Here is a 17,455-nt window from a genome sequence, read left to right as displayed (position 1 = left end):
AAAGGGGGCCATGGTCCCGAGGGGAGAAGGGAAATCCATGCCCCGATGGGAGAAGGGGAATTGTCTACGGCGCCAGTTGCAAGGTGCTGATGCCGCCCTTGGCCACGACCGGGCCGGTGGCCACACCGCCGGGCGCGCCGCCGGGCGGTTCCATGGTCACTGCCAGCACGGCGCCGTCGCTGAGCAAGGGCATCAACGCATCGGGAATGCGTGCCACGCGCGCCTTGGCCTCGTCGAACACGCCCATCGAGCGCGCCTTGCCGTCGGCCGGGATCAGCCACAGCTCAGGCACGCGGGCGTTGTCGCGGTTGCCGCCCAGCGGGGTGAGGGTGATGCTGCGCTTGTCGGCGTCCATCAGCGCCACATAGCCGGGCTTGCCGTCGTCCTGCATCAGCGTGGAGGTCATCGCGATGCCGCTGGGCTTGGGCGTGGTGGTGGCGACCGGCGGCGGCTGCGTAGCCGGCGGCGGCACCGGCGCGCGCGCCAGCAGCAGCGCCAGCAGGCAGGCGGTGGCGGTGGCGAAGCCGCCGGCGCTGAGCCAGCGCCAGGTCCGCACGCTGTCCCAGAACCCGGGTGCGGCAGGGCGCGCGCGCGGCGCCAGCGCATCCAGGCCCAGCGAGGCGCGGATGCGCACCCACACGCGTTCGGGTACCTCCACCGGGGCGATCTCGTCGGCCAGTGGCATCAGGTGCTGTTGCCACTGCAGCACCGCTGCGGCGAACTCGTGGTCGCTGTCGATGCGCGCCTCGGCGGCACGGCGCTCCTGCGCGTCGAGCACGCCGAGCACGTACTCGCCGGCCAGCACGTCGCGCGGCGGCGGGGTTTCCTGCGGATCGGGCACGGAGGCGTTCATCGTTCCAGGCACGCTTTCAGTTTGGCCAGGCTGCGGCGGATCCAGCTCTTGACCGTACCCAGCGGCGTGCCGCTGCGCTGGGCCAGTTCCTCATAGGTGATGCCTTCGAAGAACGCGGTGCGGATCAGCTCGCCGCGCGGCGGCTCCAGTTCGCCCATGCACACGTCCAGGCGTCGGCCGGCCACCCGCCACTCGGTGTCGGCGAGCGGATCGCGGCCTTCGTCCTGCAGCTCGCCGGCGTCGTCCAGCGCCACCGACTGCCGCGCAGGCGCGCGTGCGCGCAGATAATCGATGGCCTTGTTGCGGGCGATCATGGTGAGCCAGGTGAGGCCGCGTGCGCGCTGCGGATCGAATTGCGCGGCCTTGCGCCAGACCGCGGAGAACACCTCCTGCAACACGTCCTCGGCTTCGCCGCGCTGCGGCACGATGCGCAGGCACACGCCGAACAGGCGCGAGGAGGTGGTGCGGTACAGGCGTTCGAACGCAGCGCTGTCGCCGGTGGCGGTGGCGACCAGCAATTGTCCTGCTTCGTCGTGATCGGGCGACTCGGTCATGCCTGGAGACGGTGGCGAAGGTCGGCGCGATGCTACAGGCTTTCGCCGCGGGCGTCGCTCAGGCGCGCTGGCGTCGCCACAGGACGACTGCGGCGAGCAGCAGGACGATCTCGAACGCGGCCAGCCCGGTCGTGGTCGGGCCCACCGGCCACAGCCGCAACAGGCTGGCACTGCGGTAGAGCACGATGGGGACGTAGAAGGCCAGCGCCAGGAGCAAGCCGGTGCGCAGTTGCCCGGTGCGGGCGAAGTAGCCGAACAGGAAGGCCATGCCCAGTTGCAGGCCGCCGTAGATGACCAGGTATTCGGACTGGCCGGAGCGGTCCAGGCCGACATAGCCCACCGCCGCGGCGGTTTGCGCCGGCAGCAGCGTGCACCAGACTGCCAGCAGCGCGTACAGCGCAGCGTTGAACCACAGGTAGGCCTTGGCCATGAGGTGTCCTCGTCGATGCGCGGGCGATGCGCAGGCATGGTTGTAGCGGGTGCGGCAGGGGCCGGCGTGAATGCGCTGGTGGCGCGGCTCAGCGCGCGCTGCATTGCGCGACCAGGGGTTGCTGCAGCGCCTGCTCCCACGCGCCGGCGTCGGCCTGGCCGCGCAGGCGTTCGGGAAACTCGATGCGCACGCTCGGGTAGCGGCCGCGTGCGTCGCGGATGTTGCCGACGCCGCGGAACTCCAGCAGGCGCCGGTCCTTGCGCGTGTAGGCGACGCTGAGGTCGGGCAGCAGCGTGCCGTACCAGGCGGCCAGGCTCAGCGTGTAGCGCTGCACCTCGGCATCGGCCGGGCCGGGGGTGATGCGGAAGTCGAGCGTGCGCAGTTCGCTGGGCAGCACGAAGGCGATGCGCTGCGGCGCGCCGCTGCCCAGGCTGTCCCAGCGCTGGCGCAGGTAGGCGTCGAAGCCGGCGTCGATCACCTGCGCCTGGGCGCTCTTCGGCAGCGGCGCGCGGCGTTCGGCCTGGCCCTTGGCCTGGCTGAACATCTCGCGCCCGCTGCCGCTGCGGCGCACGCCCTCGCGGTAGCCGCTGCGCGCATCGACCAGTTCGAAGTCCGGCGCGGCGCTGCCGTCGTCCACGCGCTTGCGCGCGAACGCGGCGCCGTCCGCGCACTGGTACAGCACCAGGCGCGCGCCATCCTCGCGCACCCAGTGGCTTTCGCGGTACAGCACCTGTTTGCCGTCTGCGGCATAGGCGATGCCCTCGTAGTGCAGCATCGCCCGCGCCGGCGTGGCGGCGACCAGGGCGGCGCTGCCCAGAGCCAGGGCCAGCGGCAGGGACGGTCGGGTGAACGGGAAGGCGGCGGTCGACGTCGGCATGCACGGCGCTCCGGTGGGATGACACCAGGACATACGCGGCCGGTGCCGATCCGGATGCGCCCGCCGTGGCGGCCGCGCTGCAGCGGCAGTCTCAGCGCAGGACGATGCAGTCCACCGGGCAGGCCGGCAGGCACAGCGCGCAACCGGTGCACAAGGGCGCCAGTACCGTGTGCATGTGCTTGGCGCCGCCAACGATGGCGTCGACCGGGCAAGCCTGGATGCACTTGGTGCAGCCGATGCAGTCGGCCTCGACCACCCACGCCACCTGCGGCGGCGCGTGCGTGCCGCGGCTGCGGTCATAGGGCAGGGCGGGGACCCCGAGCACCCGCGCCAGGGCGCGCGCGCCGGCATCGCCGCCGGGCGGGCAGCGGTCCACCTGCGCCGTGCCGGCTGCCATCGCCTCGGCGTAGGGACGGCAGCCGTCGAACCCGCACTGGCCGCATTGGGTCTGCGGCAGCAGGCGATCGAGGCGTTCGAGCAGGGTGTCGTGGGCGGGCGTCATGACGGAGGCGGCGCGGCAGCGCACGGCGTGGAGCAGGGGCGAAGAAGCGGAAACGCCGGCGTGGCTGGCCGGCACAGTGTAGCGCGGCCTCGTCGCGGCCCGACCCTAGCGCGCGCTGCTGGTGTTGATCACGACCTGGACCGCGGTGCCCGGTTCCAACGTGGCGGGCGCGGCCTGCGCACGGTCCAGCACGATTCGCACCGGCTGCCGCCGCACGCGCTGGACATGGTTGCCGGCCTGCGCGGCCGTGTCGATCGCGGTGTCCGCGTCCGCGCCGGCACCGATCGCCTGCACGTGGCCAATCCAGGCGATGTCGGCAGCGTCGGCCAGGCGCACCTGCGCGGCCTGGCCGACCCGGATCGCCGGCAGCACGTCCTCGCGGAACCGGGCGATCACTACGGTCGGGTCGTTCGTGGGCGCACGCGTGGAGACGGCGGCCGGCGCGCCGGGCATGGCGCCACCGGGGCGCGGCGCCGGCATCGCCACCCAGGCGTCGTCGCTGCGCGCCGCGGGGTGGATGCGCCACCCCCACACGCTGACGGCGAATGCGATGCCGAGCGGGATCGCCAGCGCCACGATCGACAAGGCGACGACCGCGCTGCGGTCGCGCGGTGGCGTCGCCTCGGCGTCGCTGCGTGCCGCGGAGGCGGCCACGCGCTGCGTCGCGGGCGGCAGGGGCGGCGGTGTCTGGCGCAGCGTCATCGGCTCAGGCGATCCGGCGCCCGCGGTACCAGCGCTCGTGCGCCAGTGCCAGCATGGGCCGATCCTCGCGGCTGTCGCCATACGCGTAGATGCGCCGATAGGTGCTCAGGTCGTATTGCACGCGGATCAGCGCGGCCTTGCGCGGCCCGCAGTCGCCGTGGCGATAGCGGCCGGTCAGGCGCCCGTCCTGCACTTCCAGGCGATTGCAGATCAGGTGCAGCCCATGCTGCTTGCACCAGGGCTGCAGATACAGATCCAGCGAACCCGAGACCAGCGCCACGGCGTGCCCCTGGTCCTGGTGCCAGGCGATCCGCTGCATCATCTCCGGCCGCAACAGCGACGGCAGCGCCTCCCGCGCGTAGTGCTCGGCCTCGCGGGCGATGTCGTCCGCGTCGCGTCCGGCGAACACCAGCCGGGTGACCCGCGTGCGCAACGCCGCCGCCGACACCAGGCCCAGCCGATAGCCGGCCAGCCACGGCCCGACCGTCCAGCGCGCCCGCGCCTGCTGCGCCGGCGTGGCCACACGGCGCAGGAACCCCGAATAGGTATCGGCGGTGGTGACCGTGTGGTCGAAGTCGAAGAGCGCGAGGGCGCTGGGATTCGGCATTTGGGATTAGGGATTCGCAACAGCAGTTCATGGGCTCGACTGGGCCGAGGGTGTGCGCTCAACCAATCCCCAATCCCGACTCCCGAATCCTGGCCGTCAACGCACCGGCATGCCCGGTTGCGCGCCGCTGTCGGCGTCGAGCAGGGCCAGGGCGCCGCCGTCGAAGCCCGCCGACAGGATCATGCCCTCGCTGAGGCCGAAGCGCATCTTGCGCGGGGCCAGGTTGGCGATGAACACCACGTTGCGGCCGACCAGCTTGTCCGGCTCGCCGTAGCTGCCACGGATGCCGGAGAAGATCTGGCGCTTGCCCAGTTCGCCGGCATCCAGTTCGAAGCGCAGCAGCTTGTCCGAGCCTTCGACGAATTCGCAGACCAGCACCTTGCCGATGCGCAGGTCGAGCTTGGCGAAGTCGTCGATGCCGATGACGCCGGGATTCGGGAGTGGGGATTCGGGATTGGTGGCGGCCTTCGCTTCCTGTTTGGCGGCCGGGGCGGGGGCGAGGGTGTCCTTGGAGGCGTCGGTCATGGCGTCGAGCAGTTTCGGGTCGATACGGGTGAACAAGGGGGTGTAGGGCTGGATCACATGCGCCAGCAGCGGCGCCTGCAGGTCGTCCCAGGCGCCGAGCGGGGCCGACAGGAACGCTTCGGCTTCGGCGCAGGTGCGCGGCAGCACTGGCTTGAGCGCGGCGGCCAGTACCCGGAACAGGTTCAGCCCCTGCGTGCACACCGCCTGCAGGTGCGCCCCGGCGCCGTCCTGCTTGGCCAGCACCCAGGGTTTGTGTTCGTCGATGTACTTGTTGGCCTCGTCGGCCAGGGCCATGGTCTGGCGGATCGCGCTGGCCGGGTCGTTGCGCTCGTAGGCGTCGCGGATCGGCGCCAGCGCGGCGACGAAGCGCGTGTACTGCGCCGGGTCCGGCAGCGCGTCGGCGAGCTTGCCGGCGAAGCGCTTGTCGATGAAGCCGGCGCAGCGGCTGGCCAGGTTGACGAACTTGCCGACCAGGTCCGCATTGACCCGCGCCACGAAGTCGCCCAGGTTCAGGTCGAGATCGTCGACGCCGCCGGAGGACTTGGCCGCGAAGTAATAGCGCAGCGCTTCCGGCTCCAGGCCCACGTCCAGGTAGGTGCGGGCCATGACGAAGGTGCCGCGCGACTTGGACATCTTGGCGCCGTCGACGGTCAGGTAGCCGTTGACGTGCAGCCGGGTCGGCGCGCGGTGGCCGGTGCCGTGCAGCACCGCCGGCCAGAACAGGCCGTGGAAGTTGACGATGTCCTTGCCGATGAAGTGGTGCAGCTCGGTGGCGGTGCCGGCGGCCAGGTGCGGCTCGAACGCTTCGCCCAGGCTCGCGCACAGGGTCTGGAAGCTGCTCAGATAGCCGATCGGCGCGTCCAGCCACACGTAGAAATACTTGCCCGGCTGGCCGGGAATCTGGAAGCCGAAGTACGGCGCATCGCGGGAGATGTCCCAGGCGCGCAGGCCGCCTTCGCTGTCCAGCCATTCCATCAACTTGGCCTTGACCCCGGGCAGGGCGACGTCGCCGGCCAGCCACTGCCGCAGGAAGCCGTCGAAGCGGCCGACCTCGAAGAAGAAGTGCTCCGAATCGCGCAGCTCCGGCGTGGCGCCCGAGATCACCGACTTCGGTTCCTTCAGTTCGGTCGGGGAATAGGTGGCGCCGCAGACCTCGCAGTTGTCGCCGTACTGGTCGGCGCTGCCGCAGTTCGGGCAGATGCCCTTGATGTAGCGGTCGGGCAGGAACATGCCCTTGGCCGGGTCGTAGAACTGCGCCACCGAGCGCCGCGCGATGTGGCCGCCGGCCTCGAGCTTGGCGTAGAACGCCTCGGTCAGGGCGCGGTTGGCGGCCGAGTTGGTCGAGTCGTAGTGGTCGAAGGCCACGCCGAACGCGGCGAAGTCGCGCTCGTGGCTGGCCTGGATGGCGGCGATGAAGCTTTCCGGGGTGACCCCGGCCTTCTCCGCGGCCAGCATGATCGGCGTGCCGTGCGTGTCGTCGGCGCACACGAACCAGGTACGGTCGCCGCGCAGCCGCCGCGCGCGCACCCAGATATCGGCCTGGATGTAGCCGACCAGATGCCCCAGATGCAGCGGTCCGTTGGCATAGGGCAGGGCGGTGGTGACGAGAGCGGTGGTCATGGCGGCCGGCGATGCTGGGGGCCGGGGATTATTGCATGGAGCCGGGATTGGGGATTGGGGAGTCGGGATTGGTCAAGCGCTTGGTCGGCGCCTGCAAATCCGCGCGCCCAGTAAAAAGGCGCCTGTGCAGGCGCCTTCAATAGAGTGCTTGCAGAACGGAAATCAGGCAGCGGCACCCCTTCTGCGAATCCCCAATCCCGACTTCCGAATCCCGGCTTCTGTCACTCCCTGATCCAGGTCTGCGTCCGGCCCAGCGCTTCGATGCCGATGTAGCCGCGCATCTGCAGCTTCTTGCCGCCGTCGGTGAGGGTGACCTTGGCCTTGTAGGTCTTGCCCTTGGCCGGGTCCAGCACCGAGCCGCCGTCCCACACCGCCGTGCCGTCGGGCTTGAGGCCCCACAGGATGGTCATGCCCTTGATCGGCTTGCCCTTGCGCTCGCCGTCGCACTTGTCGCACATCGGGTTCGGGCCGTGGTTGGACTGCAGGATCTCGACCACCTTGCCGCTCAGCGTGCCGTTGGCGGCCTGTTCGATCTGCACGATCGACTTGGGCTTGCCGGTTTCGTCGTCGATGGTCTGCCAGCGGCCGACCGGCGAGGTGTCGGCGGCGTGCGCCATGAATGCCGCCGCGCTCAGCGGCAGGGCCAGCATCAGGGTCTTGAAGGTCGTGCGCATGTTCCCCTCCCGAGGGATGTTCGGTGCGGCCGGCGCGATAGCCAGCCTGATCCGACTGTATACCCAAGCGTATGGTGCTGGGAATCCGCACTGCGGCATGCGGTTCAGCGTGGCCGGCGGCAGGCGTTCAGCCGCGCTCGTACAGTTCCAGTGGCAGGTCGTCGGGGTCGGCGAAGAAGGTGAAGCGGCGGCCGGTGTACGCGTCCATGCGGATCGGTTCGACCTCCACGCCGTGTGTGTGCAGGTGCGCGACGGCCGCATCCAGGTCGCGCACGCGCAGCGCCAGGTGGCGCAGCCCGCAGGCCTCCGGACGGCTGGGTCGCGGTGGTGGCGCAGGGAAGGAGAACAGTTCGAGTTGGCTGCCATCGGGCAGGGCCAGGTCCAGCTTCCAGGAGTCGCGCGCGTCGCGGTAGACCTCGGCGATCACCGGCAGGCCCAGGATGCGGCTATAGAAGTCCTTGGAGCGCGCGTAGTCGGAGGCGATGATCGCCACGTGGTGCAGGCCGTCCAGGGTCAGGCTCATCGGCACAGCGCCTGGCCGAACTGCAGCAGATGGCCGTCCGGATCGCGGAGCGCGAACTCGCGCATGCCGTAGGCGAAGTCTTGCAGCGGATAGACGATGCGCCCATGTGGCTGCAGCCGCTGCCACCAGGCATCGACCTCGTCGGTGCGGAAGTACAGCGAGGAGGCAGTGCTGGCAGCGGTGGTGTCGGCCTCGGTGTGTTGCGCGGCCAGCATCAGTGCCAGCGGGCCGTGCCGCAGCGACACCCAGCCCGTCGCCACCGCGCCACCGTCGAGGCGAAACGCCAGCGTATCGGTATAGAACGCCAGCGCCGTAGCCAGGTCGGCGCAGCGCAACATCGGGGTCAGTGCAGTGAAGGTCATGGCTTGAGCCGGTGCGAGCGAAATCGAGCGATCCATCTGCGGAGGATAGCGCAGCGTCGCGACCGCATCGCTGTCGTCTGCGACACTGCGCATTCCGTCGCTGCGAGGCCGCGCCATGCCGCACAACCCGCTCGCCGCGCTGCTGGCCGAGGACCGGTGCCTGGTGCTCGATGGCGCGTTGGCCACCGAACTGGAACGGCGCGGCTGCGATCTGCGCGATCCGCTGTGGTCGGCGAAGATCCTATTGGAACAGCCGGACCTGATCCGCCAGGTGCATCAGGACTATTTCGCCGCCGGCGCGCAGTGCGCGATCACCGCCAGCTACCAGGCCACGCCGCAGGGCTTCGCCGCGCGCGGGATCGACCTCGCGCAATCGCAGCGCCTGATCGCGCGCAGCGTGGAACTGGCACAGCAGGCGCGGCAGGCGCATCTCGCGCGGCATCCGCAGGCGGGCACCTTGCTGATCGCCGGCTCGGTCGGTCCGTACGGCGCCTTCCTGGCCAACGGCGCGGAGTATCGCGGCGACTACGTGCTGGCGCCGGCGCGGATGCGTGAGTTCCACCGCCCGCGCATCGCCGCCCTGGTTGCGGCCGGCGTGGATCTGCTGGCCTGCGAAACGCAACCGTCGCTGGCGGAAATGGCAGCGTTGCTGCAGGTGCTGGAAGAATTTCCACAGATTGTCGCCTGGTTCGCCGGCACCTTGCGCGATGCTGCGCATCTCAGCGATGGCACGCCCTTGCGCGAGGCGGTGGCGTTGCTCGACGGGCACCCGCAGGTGGTCGCGCTCGGCGTCAATTGCGTCGCGCCATCGCTCGCCACCGCAGCGTTGCGCCAGCTGGGGACGCTGGCGCGGTTGCCGCTGGTGGTGTATCCGAACGCGGGCGAACACTACGACGCCGAGCGTAAATGCTGGCAGGCCGACAGTGCCGATGCCGGCACCCTGGCCGACCACCTCTCCGACTGGCGTGTGGCTGGCGCTCGCCTGATCGGTGGTTGTTGTCGCACTACGCCGCAGGACATCGCGCAGCTGGCGCGGGGTTTGGCATCGGTGTAGCGATGAGGCCGGTTATCTCGTACTTGACCGCACGACGTCTTCGCTGGTGGTTCAGCGGATGTCGGGGCTGGTCAGTCGCCTCCGGCTTTTGTAGGAGGGACTTCAGTACTGACGCGTTGCAGTGAAAGGCGTCGGGACTGAAGTCCCTCCCACAAGTGGGTTCATGCGCGCCCAATGCCCTGATGGAACTGGCGTGCTGTCCGCACCGAGTGGGATGGGAGCAACGGGAGGGCGATAGCACTAAACGAACGTCGTTGCAGTTCCTGCCGCTGTCGCGGTGCGATTTCAGCGGCTCGGCATGCCGGGGATTGCACTGTGGAAGGGACTTCAGTCCCGACGCGTGGTACTCAACGTCGCCGGGGCTGAAGCCCCTCCCACAATGGGGTATGCACCGTCGCCGGTGTGATGAAATTGGCGTGTTGTGTGGGTCAACCGCGACCAGGCATGACCGCGTGCCCGGTCGCGGCTGAAGCCGCTCCTACAAAAATCCCGCGACGTTTCAGGTCGCATGTTCCGCGGGAGGAGCGGCCTCCCGCTCACCCCTTCTTGCTCGCCACCCAGCGCTCGATCTTTTCCTGCAGGACGTTCAGCGGCACCGAGCCGTCCTTCAGCACTTCGGCATGGAATTCGCGGATGTCGAACTTGGCGCCGAGTTGCGCGCGGGCGTAGTCGCGCAGCTGCATGATCTTCATCTCGCCGATCTTGTAGGACAGCGCCTGGCCGGGGATGGCCATGTAGCGCTCGGCCTCGGCTTCGGCATCGGTGCGGCTGGTGGCCGAGTTCTGCAGCATGTAATCGATCACCTGCTCGCGGGTCCAGCCCTTGCTGTGTACGCCGGTGTCCACCACCAGGCGGATCGCGCGCCACAGCTCGTTCTGCAGGTAGCCGAAATAGTTGTACGGATCCTGGTACAGGCCCAGGTCCTTGCCCAGCGATTCGGCATACAGGCCCCAGCCTTCGATGAAGGCGGTCTCGCCGCCGAAGCGGCGGAACTTGGGCAGGTTGGTCAGCTCCTGCTGCAGGCCGAGCTGGAAGTGGTGGCCGGGAATGGCCTCGTGCAGGTACAGGTCTTCCGCATCCCAGGTCTTGCGGCTGGGCAGGTCGTAGGTGTTGACGTAGAAGATGCCGGGGCGGCCGTCCTCGCTGGAGCGCATGTACGAGCCGCTGGCGGCCGACTGCGCGCGGTACGGTTCGACCGGGCGGATCTCGAACGCGGCCTTGGGCTTGAGCGAGAACATGCGCGGCACCGCCGCGTCGACCCGGCCTTCCAGGCCGCGATAATAGGTCAGCAGCTCGTCTTCGCTCTTGAAGGCGAAGCGCTTGTCGGTCTGCATGAACTTGAAGAACTTCTGCATCGAGCCGCGGAAGCGCACCTGCTTCATCACCGCCTGGATCTGGCCCTGGATGCGCGCCACCTCGTCCAGGCCGATCTGGTGGATCTGCGCGGGGGTCAGGTCGGTGGTGGTGCTTTGGCGCACGTTCCAGGCGTACCAGGCATCGCCGCCGGGCAGGGCGCCGACACCGGCGGTGGTGCGCGTGGCCGGCAGGTACTCGGTGGCGATGAAGCCGCGCAGGGAGCGGTAGGCGGGCATGATCCGGTATTCGATCAGGCGCTTGTACTCGGCGGTGATGCGCTGCTTCTCGGCCTCGGGGATGTCCGCCGGCAGGTTGCGCACCGGACCCCAGAACAGGCTCTCCTCGGCGGTCGGCTTGATGATCGCATCCAGCTGCGGCAGCACCTTCTCCATCAGCGCGCGCGGCTGCACCACGCCGGCCTTCATGCCTTCGCGCATGTTGGCGATGGCCTGGTCGAACAGTGCCGGGATGCCGAGCGCGCGCCGCGACCAGTTGTCGTAGTCCTTGACCGTGCGGAACGGCTGCGCGCCGGTGCCCGAGCCGAGCATCACCATGATGCTGCCGACGTTGTAGAACTGGTTCACCGGCTGCATCCAGCTCGGGTACTTCTCCGCCTCCAGCGCGTTGCGCGCGTCGCCGACGAAGATCTCGTAGCTGAGCAGGTCCTGGCCGCTGAGGCCGTCCTTGCCGATCGCCTCGGCCTTGCCCAGCCACTCCACGGTGAAGTCGTGCGATTGCTGGCGGAACGCGGCCGAGAGGAAGTTCGGCAACTGGTCGTTGTAGCGGCTGTCGCCCTGGAAGGTGGCCTGCAGCGGATTGAGCTTGAGCGAGGCTTCCCAGTAATCGTCGTACAGCCGGTTCAACTGCTGCGCCTTGGTCAGCACCACCGGTGCCGGTGCCGGCCGCGCCTTGCGGGCCTTGCTCGCCTTGGCGCGGGTCTGCGCGGTGGTCTGCTTGGTGGTCTTCTTCTTGGCCGCGTCCGCCGGGGCCGCCAGCGACAGGCTCAGGGCGGTAGCGATGGCGAGGGACAGCAGGCGGGAAAAGCGGGGCGGCATTGCGGGCTCCAACGACAAGCGAGCGGGGAGCTTGCCCGATCCGCACCGCGGAGGCCACCCGTGGCCGGTCTCGGCGGGCTCCTGCTGCCCCTGCCGCCAGCCTGCGCCGTGGAGGGGAGGGCCAGGCAGCGCCGGCCTCTGCGGCATTGCACGACGCCGACGCGCAACGCCGTGCTGCGCGCTCGCGCATGTGCCGGCGTTCAGTCGGCGGCGGCTTCCTCGCGCAATTGCTCGGCGCGCTCGGGGGTCAGGTAGTCGGTGATCAGCCGGCGCATCAGGTACAGCAGCGGGATCAGCAGTACGGCCAGCAGCATCTTGCAGATGTAGTTCAGCGTGCTCACCGCCAGGAACAGCTGCATCGACCAGTGCTGCGGGCCGAGCACGAAGGCGATGTAGATCACCACGAAGCTGTCGATCAGCTGCGAGACCGCGGTGGAGCCGGTGGCGCGCAGCCACACGTGTTTTTCGCCGGTCACGCTGCGGATGCGGTGGAACACCGCCACGTCGATCAACTGGCCGGCCATGAACGCGACCAGCGAGCCGGCGATGGTCCACATGCCCTGGCCGAACACCGCGGCGAATGCGGCCTGGTAGTCGGGCACGCCCTGGTTCTGCGCGGCGGTGACCCAGAAACCGGCCGGGGCCAGCGCGATCGCAGCGAACGCGAACAGAAAGCCATAGCCGATCAGCGCCACCGCCAGCCAGGAGATGAAGCGCACGCCGCGGCGGCCGAAGAACTCGTTGATGGTGTCGGTGAGGATGAACACCAGCGGCCACAGCAGGGTGCCGGCGGTGAAGTTCATCGAGCCGGTCTGCCCGAACAGGTTCCAGTTCAGCGGCGCGATGCCCAGGGTGTCTTCGAAGGCGAAGATCTTGACCCCGATGAACTCGGCCAGCGCGGCATTGACGCAGAAGAACGCCGCCAGGGCGATGAACAGGCGGACGGCGCGATCGTCGAGCGTGCCGCGGCGCATGGGCGTCAGCGGTCCATGGTCCGGGTGAAGGGCACGCTCTCCGGCGCCACCGCACCGCCGGAGATGATGAAGCTCATGGCCTGGTCCACGCTCCAGTCGGTGGGCGTGAGCAGTTCCACCGGCACAATCTCCAGATAGCCGGAGGTCGGGTTGGGCGTGGTCGGCACGTACACCGCGGCCAGTTCGCGGCCGGTGCCCTGTTCCTTGATCACCCGCGTCACCAGGCCCACCGACTTCATGTCCCGGTGCGGGAAGTCGATCAGCACCACGCGCTGGGTGCTGCCGGGCTGGGTCTGCAGGATGTCCACCAGTTTGCGCACGCTGTCGTAGACCACGCTGGCCAGCGGGATGCGGCGCATCACCGCCTCGAACCAGCGCAGCAGGCGCTGGCCGATCATGCGCCGGCTGAGGATGCCGACCAGCAGGATCACCGCCAGGGTGGCGATCAGGGCGATGGTGTTCTGCACCCATTGTGCGGTGGCCCAGCCCAGTTCGCGCGGGAACGAGGCGGCGATGCGGACCGACAGCGGCACCACCCAGGGGCTGCTGATGCCCGAGAGCAGCACGAACACGAACTTGACCACGACCCAGGTCAGCCAGATCGGCAACAGGGTCAGCAGGCCGGTGAAGAACAGCCGTTGCAGGGACGGGCGCGGAGCGGGAGCGGAGAGATCGGGCGACATCCGCGTAGTGTAGCGGCGCGTGATGGCCGTTGGTGCGGCGCCGCATGGTCTCGCGGCGCGGCCGTGCAGCTGCGATTGGGCCGGGGCCCGCCCATGCGGCCCGCGTCGCGGCGCCGCGCACACTGACGGCGCGGTCGGTGTCGCATGCGCTATGTGTCCGCCTGCGCAGATGCGGCGCCGGCCTTGGCGAACCCGCGGGCGGCAGGCGCGCTAGCGCGGCGGCTTGCGCTTGACGTACAGCTGCTTGCGCACCCGCGCCACCACCTCGCCCTGCGCGTCGACGACGTCTGTCTCGAACCAGCGCAGATGCTTGTCGCCGCCGGCGGTGGCGGCGCGCAGGTCGTCCAGCAGCGCCTGGTCCAGGTCGAACTGCGCGCTGACCGTGCCGCGGCCCGGGCGCACGAACTCGATGCTGCCGGCCTTGTCCCAGACGTAGTAGTCGCGGCCCAGGTTCTGCATGGTCAGCAGCATCCAGAACGGATCGGTCATGGCGAACAGGCTGCCGCCGAAATGGGTGCCCACGTAGTTGCGGTTCCACGGGCGCATGCGCAGTTCGACCCGCGCGTGGCGATAGTCCGCGCTCAGCGCGGTCACATGGATGCCAGCGCACAGGAACGGCGGCCACAGGTTCAGGCCGAGGCGGAACAGCGATGGCTTCATGGTGCGGCGGTGGGCGGAACGGTGGGCGGCAGGTTACCAGACGCATGCGTATGGTGCTCCGCCGGGTCGTCGCTCAGCGCATAACCGTCGCGTCCGGCGCGCTTGGCGCGGTACAGCGCGGTGTCGGCCAGCTCGAAGAAGTCGCGCTCGCGGGTGTCCGCGGCGACGCAGGCGCTGTGCACGCCGAGGCTGGCGGTGATGGCGAGGCTGCCGTTGGGCGCGCGCAGCGACAGCCCGCGGATCTCCTCGACCAGCGCCGCGGCGATGCGGCCGGCATCGGCGGCATCGGTGGCGGGCAGGATCATGGCGAACTCGTCGCCGCCGAAGCGCACGGCGACCTCGCGCGGATGCCGCGCATGCCGCGCCACCGCGGCGGCCACCAGCTTCAGCGCGCGGTCGCCGGTGCGATGGCCCAGGGTGTCGTTGTAGCGCTTGAAATGATCCACATCGACGATGATCAGCGTCAGCGGCCGCCCGCTGCGCCGCGCCTCGTCCAGCGCCTGGGCGAAGGCATGTTCGAAGCCGTGGCGGTTGACCAGCCCTGTCAGGGCATCGCGATGGGCCTGACGGCGCCAGTGCGCCGCGTGCAGGCACAACTGGCCGGCCGCGACGACGGCCAGGGCGAGCAGGGCCGCTCCTGGCGCGAACCAGCGGCTGCTGAGCAGCAGCCACAGCAGGCTGCCGCCGGCGACCACCGCCATGCTCGCCAGGGGTGCCAGCCAGCGCCATCGGTGCCCGCCCGCGCAGTGCGTGCCCAGGCAGGCCAGCAGCACCAGCAGCGCGGACCCGGCCACCTGGGCAGTGCGCGACGACGGCAGGATCGGGTCGCCGCGCAACAGCATCGCCGCGACGTTGGCCTGGTATTCGGGCGCGCTCATCCAGCGCGCATCGGACATCGGCGTCATCACCCGCTGGCCCAGGCCGGTGGCGGTGACGCCGACGATCGCCAGGCGTCCGCCCAGCGACTGCAGCGGAATCCGGCCCTGTACGACGTCGACATAGGACACCTGCGCGAACGGTGCCGACGGCGCGGCGAAACGCAGGCCGACGTAGTCGGCGCGATGCCAGGCATAGGGTGCGTCGGTGGTGGCCGGCGCCGGCGGCAGCGCGCGGCCGGTGAGGGCCGCGGCCAATGCCGGCCAGTGCGCACCGCCGAGCCCGGCGCGCAGGTAGACGCCGCGCGCGACGCCGTCGGCATCGATCGCGATGTCGGTGTGCGCCAGCGCCGCCGCGGCGGTGGCGATGGCGGGGATCGGCAGCAGCTCTTGCGGCATGTCCGCGTCGCTGGCGCTGCCGATCACCGGCAGCACGGTGCGGCCGTTGCGCCGCAGTGCCGCGGCCAGGCGCGCATCGTCGTCCGGGTGTTGCTGGTCGGGTTCGCTGAACAGCAGGTCCAGCGCCACCCGCTCGGTGCCCGCTGCGCTGAGCCGGTCGAGCAGGCGCGCGTGCAGGTCGCGCCGCCATGGCCACTGGCCCAGCATCTGCAGGCTGCGGTCGTCGATCGCGATCAGCAGCAGGCGCGGATCGGCCGGACGCGGCGCCTGCGCGATCGCCGCGTCGTACAACGCGTTGTCCAGTCGTCCGGTGAAGTCGCCCAGGCTCAGTGCCGCGGCCAGTGCGGCTGCGGCGAGCGCCACCAGCACGCCCCGCAGCGGCCCGGCGTTCACAACGCCAGCCATAGCAGCAGCGCGCCGCCGGCCGTGCCGAGCTTGCAGTAGCGGCAGGGCAGGTCCAGCGTCTGCGGCGTCGAGAACGGCGCGGCCTCGCCCTCCGCGTCCAGGGTCTGGATGCGCACGTACCAGGTGCCGCGGCGCGGCCGCGGCAGCGCGACCTGTGGCTGCGTCACGGTGCGTTCGAGCAGGCCGCGGCGGAACGCGGGATCGCGCGCCAACTGCACCCGGTAATGGCGCGCGTCCGGATCCGGCTGCCAGCGCAGGGTCAGCGTGCCGCGCTCGGCCTGCGCCGGCGCCAGGCCGGGATCGACCGGCGTATCGCTCAGATGCAGCGTCAGCGCCTGCCCGAACGGGCCTTGCCGGCCTTGCGCATCGCGCGAGGCGAGGCGCCAGAAGTAGGTGCCGGGCGGCAGTGGCTGCGGCGCGCGCAGATGGGTCGCGTCGGTCTCCTGCTCCAGCAGCAGGTCCTGGAACCGCGCATCGCGCGCCAGTTGCAGCACGCTGCTGCTTGCCTCCGGGTTGCGGGTCCAGGCAAAGCGCGGCCGCGCGATACGTAGCTGTTGCTCGTGCAGCGGTTGCACGGTCAGCGGCGGCAGCGGCGTGGCCGAGACCTGCAGCGGCTGCTCGGCGTCCTCGCCTTCCACGCCGGTGGCGGTGATGCCGCGCAGCAGCAGCCGCAGGTCGCCGGCCGGCAGCGCGTCCAGCGCCAGTGCGGTGGCCTCTGTTTCCTGGGCGAAGCGCAGCACCTCGCGTTGCTGCGCGTCCACCGCCTCGAGGCGGTAGCGGCTGGCGCCGGCCAGCGGCGCCCAGGCCAGCAGATAGGGCGGGCGTTTCAGATGGCTGTGCGCCAGGTCCAGGATCGGCGCCGGCAGCAGCGCTTCCTGCTGCGGCGCCGATCCGGTGGCGACCCGCGCCGCCTCGCCTGGCTGCAGCAGGCGCTGGCCGCCGTGGCCGCCGACGCGCACCGCGCCCTGCAGCACCTCGGTGCTGGCGAACGCGCTGCCGCTGCCGGCGCCGACCCGGAAGCGGGTGCCGCGCACGCTGCTGGTGCTGCTCGGGGTCTGGATGATGTAGCGCGAGGCGGGGCCGGTGGCGGGGATGACGTCGTTGCTGGTGCGGCCCTTCTCCAGCCGCACCCGGGTATCGACCATGCCGGTGGCGCCGTAGCGGACGAGCTGGTCGAAGCGCACCAGGCTGTTCTCGCGCACCTGCATGCGCGAGCCGTCGGCGAACTGCACGGTCGCGCTGGCATCGGCGCCGGTCTGCAGGGCGCTGCCGATCGGCAGCGGCATGCCTTGCTGCGCCGAGAGCGTCGCCTGGTCGGCGGTCTGCACGCTGATCTGTCCACGCAGGGCGACCAGCCGCGCCGGCGCCGGTTGCACGCGCAACCAGGCGATCGGAAAACGCAGGCGCGATCCCGGTACCAGCCGCTGCGGATCGGCGACCTGGTTGTGCTGGCCCAACCGCGCCCAGTCCATGCCCGGACGCAGGTACAGCCTGCCGAGATCCCAGAGCGTGTCGCCGGGGCGCACCCGGTAGTGCCAGTCCTGCGCCAGCGCGGTGGGGGCGAGCAGCAGGCCGACCCAGCACAGCAGGCCGCCCAGCCTGCGCGCGCCTGCCCACGATGTGCGGGTGGGCAAGGCCATACGGCGATCGAACTGGTTCACGGCATACATCCGGCAAAAGATCAGGCCGGCGCTCCTGCGGGGCGGCAGGCAGCGTTCGTCCCTGATCGCGGCATCCTGGGGTCAGGCCGGGGCGCGTCCGTCCG

General features: G+C 70.3%; 18 protein-coding genes. 1 reads left to right on the top strand and 17 read right to left on the bottom strand.

The window, feature by feature from the left end:
• Positions 1 to 64 precede the first annotated feature (64 nt).
• From QN245_RS14535 to QN245_RS14485, 11 genes are all read right to left on the bottom strand, one after another.
• Positions 65 to 853: an anti-sigma factor gene (locus QN245_RS14535; RefSeq protein ID WP_317843503.1), complete on the bottom strand. Its 789-nt coding sequence runs from the start codon at positions 851 to 853 to the stop codon at positions 65 to 67.
• Complete coding sequence (locus tag QN245_RS14530; RefSeq protein WP_317843502.1) at positions 850 to 1,407, bottom strand: sigma-70 family RNA polymerase sigma factor; 558 nt, start codon at positions 1,405 to 1,407, stop codon at positions 850 to 852. Before QN245_RS14530 ends, QN245_RS14535 begins: the two co-directional genes overlap by 4 nt.
• Before the next feature lie 58 nt (positions 1,408 to 1,465).
• Complete coding sequence (locus tag QN245_RS14525) at positions 1,466 to 1,837, bottom strand: DUF4345 domain-containing protein (RefSeq protein WP_160968254.1); 372 nt, start codon at positions 1,835 to 1,837, stop codon at positions 1,466 to 1,468.
• Positions 1,838 to 1,925: 88 nt separating this feature from the next.
• Positions 1,926 to 2,714 (bottom strand): hypothetical protein, encoded by a 789-nt coding sequence (locus QN245_RS14520; protein ID WP_160968256.1) that lies wholly within the window; start codon positions 2,712 to 2,714, stop codon positions 1,926 to 1,928.
• A gap of 91 nt (positions 2,715 to 2,805) precedes the next feature.
• A complete protein-coding gene (rnfB, locus tag QN245_RS14515) occupies positions 2,806 to 3,216 on the bottom strand; it encodes an Rnf electron transport complex subunit RnfB (RefSeq protein WP_160968258.1) in 411 nt (136 codons plus the stop codon).
• A 105-nt stretch (positions 3,217 to 3,321) separates the two neighbouring features.
• Entirely contained in the window at positions 3,322 to 3,918 is a 597-nt protein-coding gene (locus tag QN245_RS14510) for an HlyD family secretion protein (protein WP_317843501.1), read from the bottom strand.
• A gap of 4 nt (positions 3,919 to 3,922) precedes the next feature.
• Positions 3,923 to 4,525, bottom strand: a complete 603-nt coding sequence (locus QN245_RS14505; RefSeq protein WP_317843500.1) for an HAD family hydrolase — start codon at positions 4,523 to 4,525, stop codon at positions 3,923 to 3,925.
• Between the two features lie 96 nt (positions 4,526 to 4,621).
• Positions 4,622 to 6,670: a methionine--tRNA ligase gene (gene metG / locus QN245_RS14500; RefSeq protein WP_317843499.1), complete on the bottom strand. Its 2,049-nt coding sequence runs from the start codon at positions 6,668 to 6,670 to the stop codon at positions 4,622 to 4,624.
• 221 nt (positions 6,671 to 6,891) lie between these two features.
• The gene (locus QN245_RS14495) at positions 6,892 to 7,344 is read right to left on the bottom strand and encodes a DUF2147 domain-containing protein (RefSeq protein ID WP_017910211.1); all 453 of its coding nucleotides are present in this window, start codon (positions 7,342 to 7,344) and stop codon (positions 6,892 to 6,894) included.
• A 127-nt stretch (positions 7,345 to 7,471) separates the two neighbouring features.
• Positions 7,472 to 7,867, bottom strand: a complete 396-nt coding sequence (gene gloA2 / locus QN245_RS14490; RefSeq protein ID WP_160968266.1) for an SMU1112c/YaeR family gloxylase I-like metalloprotein — start codon at positions 7,865 to 7,867, stop codon at positions 7,472 to 7,474.
• On the bottom strand, positions 7,864 to 8,229 hold the full coding sequence (locus QN245_RS14485) for a bleomycin resistance protein (protein WP_184449213.1): 366 nt from the start codon (positions 8,227 to 8,229) through the stop codon (positions 7,864 to 7,866). The genes gloA2 and QN245_RS14485 overlap by 4 nt, the downstream gene beginning before the upstream one ends.
• 115 nt (positions 8,230 to 8,344) lie before the next feature.
• Here QN245_RS14485 and mmuM point away from each other — a divergent pair, with 115 nt between their 5' ends.
• Positions 8,345 to 9,283 (top strand): homocysteine S-methyltransferase, encoded by a 939-nt coding sequence (gene mmuM / locus QN245_RS14480; RefSeq protein ID WP_160968270.1) that lies wholly within the window; start codon positions 8,345 to 8,347, stop codon positions 9,281 to 9,283.
• A gap of 536 nt (positions 9,284 to 9,819) precedes the next feature.
• Here the strand turns inward: mmuM and QN245_RS14475 are convergent.
• From QN245_RS14475 to QN245_RS14450, 6 genes are all read right to left on the bottom strand, one after another.
• Positions 9,820 to 11,694: a DUF885 domain-containing protein gene (locus QN245_RS14475; RefSeq protein WP_160968272.1), complete on the bottom strand. Its 1,875-nt coding sequence runs from the start codon at positions 11,692 to 11,694 to the stop codon at positions 9,820 to 9,822.
• A 200-nt stretch (positions 11,695 to 11,894) separates the two neighbouring features.
• A complete protein-coding gene (locus tag QN245_RS14470; protein ID WP_160968274.1) occupies positions 11,895 to 12,668 on the bottom strand; it encodes a queuosine precursor transporter in 774 nt (257 codons plus the stop codon).
• 5 nt (positions 12,669 to 12,673) lie between these two features.
• Positions 12,674 to 13,351: a DUF502 domain-containing protein gene (locus QN245_RS14465; RefSeq protein WP_317843498.1), complete on the bottom strand. Its 678-nt coding sequence runs from the start codon at positions 13,349 to 13,351 to the stop codon at positions 12,674 to 12,676.
• A 210-nt stretch (positions 13,352 to 13,561) separates the two neighbouring features.
• The gene (locus QN245_RS14460; RefSeq protein WP_184643777.1) at positions 13,562 to 14,011 is read right to left on the bottom strand and encodes a DUF4442 domain-containing protein; all 450 of its coding nucleotides are present in this window, start codon (positions 14,009 to 14,011) and stop codon (positions 13,562 to 13,564) included.
• Complete coding sequence (locus QN245_RS14455; protein ID WP_317843497.1) at positions 14,008 to 15,678, bottom strand: CHASE2 domain-containing protein; 1,671 nt, start codon at positions 15,676 to 15,678, stop codon at positions 14,008 to 14,010. Before QN245_RS14455 ends, QN245_RS14460 begins: the two co-directional genes overlap by 4 nt.
• Complete coding sequence (locus QN245_RS14450; RefSeq protein ID WP_317843496.1) at positions 15,675 to 17,351, bottom strand: FecR family protein; 1,677 nt, start codon at positions 17,349 to 17,351, stop codon at positions 15,675 to 15,677. The genes QN245_RS14455 and QN245_RS14450 overlap by 4 nt, the downstream gene beginning before the upstream one ends.
• Positions 17,352 to 17,455 lie beyond the last annotated feature (104 nt).

The organism is Xanthomonas rydalmerensis, assembly GCF_033170385.1.
Lineage (GTDB): Bacteria > Pseudomonadota > Gammaproteobacteria > Xanthomonadales > Xanthomonadaceae > Xanthomonas_A > Xanthomonas_A rydalmerensis.
The sequence above is the reverse complement of the archived record's forward strand: the minus strand, read 5'-3'. Positions and strand labels throughout refer to the sequence as shown.

What these genes read in the sequence shown, in the direction of transcription:
- gloA2 (WP_160968266.1), bottom strand. Translation starts at nt 7,867, where the DNA reads ATGAGCCTGACCCTGGACGGCCTGCACCACGTGGCGATCATCGCCTCC.
- mmuM (WP_160968270.1), top strand. Translation starts at nt 8,345, where the DNA reads ATGCCGCACAACCCGCTCGCCGCGCTGCTGGCCGAGGACCGGTGCCTG.
- QN245_RS14465 (WP_317843498.1), bottom strand. Translation starts at nt 13,351, where the DNA reads ATGTCGCCCGATCTCTCCGCTCCCGCTCCGCGCCCGTCCCTGCAACGG.
- QN245_RS14470 (WP_160968274.1), bottom strand. Translation starts at nt 12,668, where the DNA reads ATGCGCCGCGGCACGCTCGACGATCGCGCCGTCCGCCTGTTCATCGCC.
- QN245_RS14525 (WP_160968254.1), bottom strand. Translation starts at nt 1,837, where the DNA reads ATGGCCAAGGCCTACCTGTGGTTCAACGCTGCGCTGTACGCGCTGCTG.
- QN245_RS14520 (WP_160968256.1), bottom strand. Translation starts at nt 2,714, where the DNA reads ATGCCGACGTCGACCGCCGCCTTCCCGTTCACCCGACCGTCCCTGCCG.
- rnfB (WP_160968258.1), bottom strand. Translation starts at nt 3,216, where the DNA reads ATGACGCCCGCCCACGACACCCTGCTCGAACGCCTCGATCGCCTGCTG.
- QN245_RS14505 (WP_317843500.1), bottom strand. Translation starts at nt 4,525, where the DNA reads ATGCCGAATCCCAGCGCCCTCGCGCTCTTCGACTTCGACCACACGGTC.
- QN245_RS14495 (WP_017910211.1), bottom strand. Translation starts at nt 7,344, where the DNA reads ATGCGCACGACCTTCAAGACCCTGATGCTGGCCCTGCCGCTGAGCGCG.
- QN245_RS14460 (WP_184643777.1), bottom strand. Translation starts at nt 14,011, where the DNA reads ATGAAGCCATCGCTGTTCCGCCTCGGCCTGAACCTGTGGCCGCCGTTC.
- QN245_RS14535 (WP_317843503.1), bottom strand. Translation starts at nt 853, where the DNA reads ATGAACGCCTCCGTGCCCGATCCGCAGGAAACCCCGCCGCCGCGCGAC.
- QN245_RS14485 (WP_184449213.1), bottom strand. Translation starts at nt 8,229, where the DNA reads ATGACCTTCACTGCACTGACCCCGATGTTGCGCTGCGCCGACCTGGCT.
- metG (WP_317843499.1), bottom strand. Translation starts at nt 6,670, where the DNA reads ATGACCACCGCTCTCGTCACCACCGCCCTGCCCTATGCCAACGGACCG.
- QN245_RS14475 (WP_160968272.1), bottom strand. Translation starts at nt 11,694, where the DNA reads ATGCCGCCCCGCTTTTCCCGCCTGCTGTCCCTCGCCATCGCTACCGCC.
- QN245_RS14510 (WP_317843501.1), bottom strand. Translation starts at nt 3,918, where the DNA reads ATGACGCTGCGCCAGACACCGCCGCCCCTGCCGCCCGCGACGCAGCGC.
- QN245_RS14530 (WP_317843502.1), bottom strand. Translation starts at nt 1,407, where the DNA reads ATGACCGAGTCGCCCGATCACGACGAAGCAGGACAATTGCTGGTCGCC.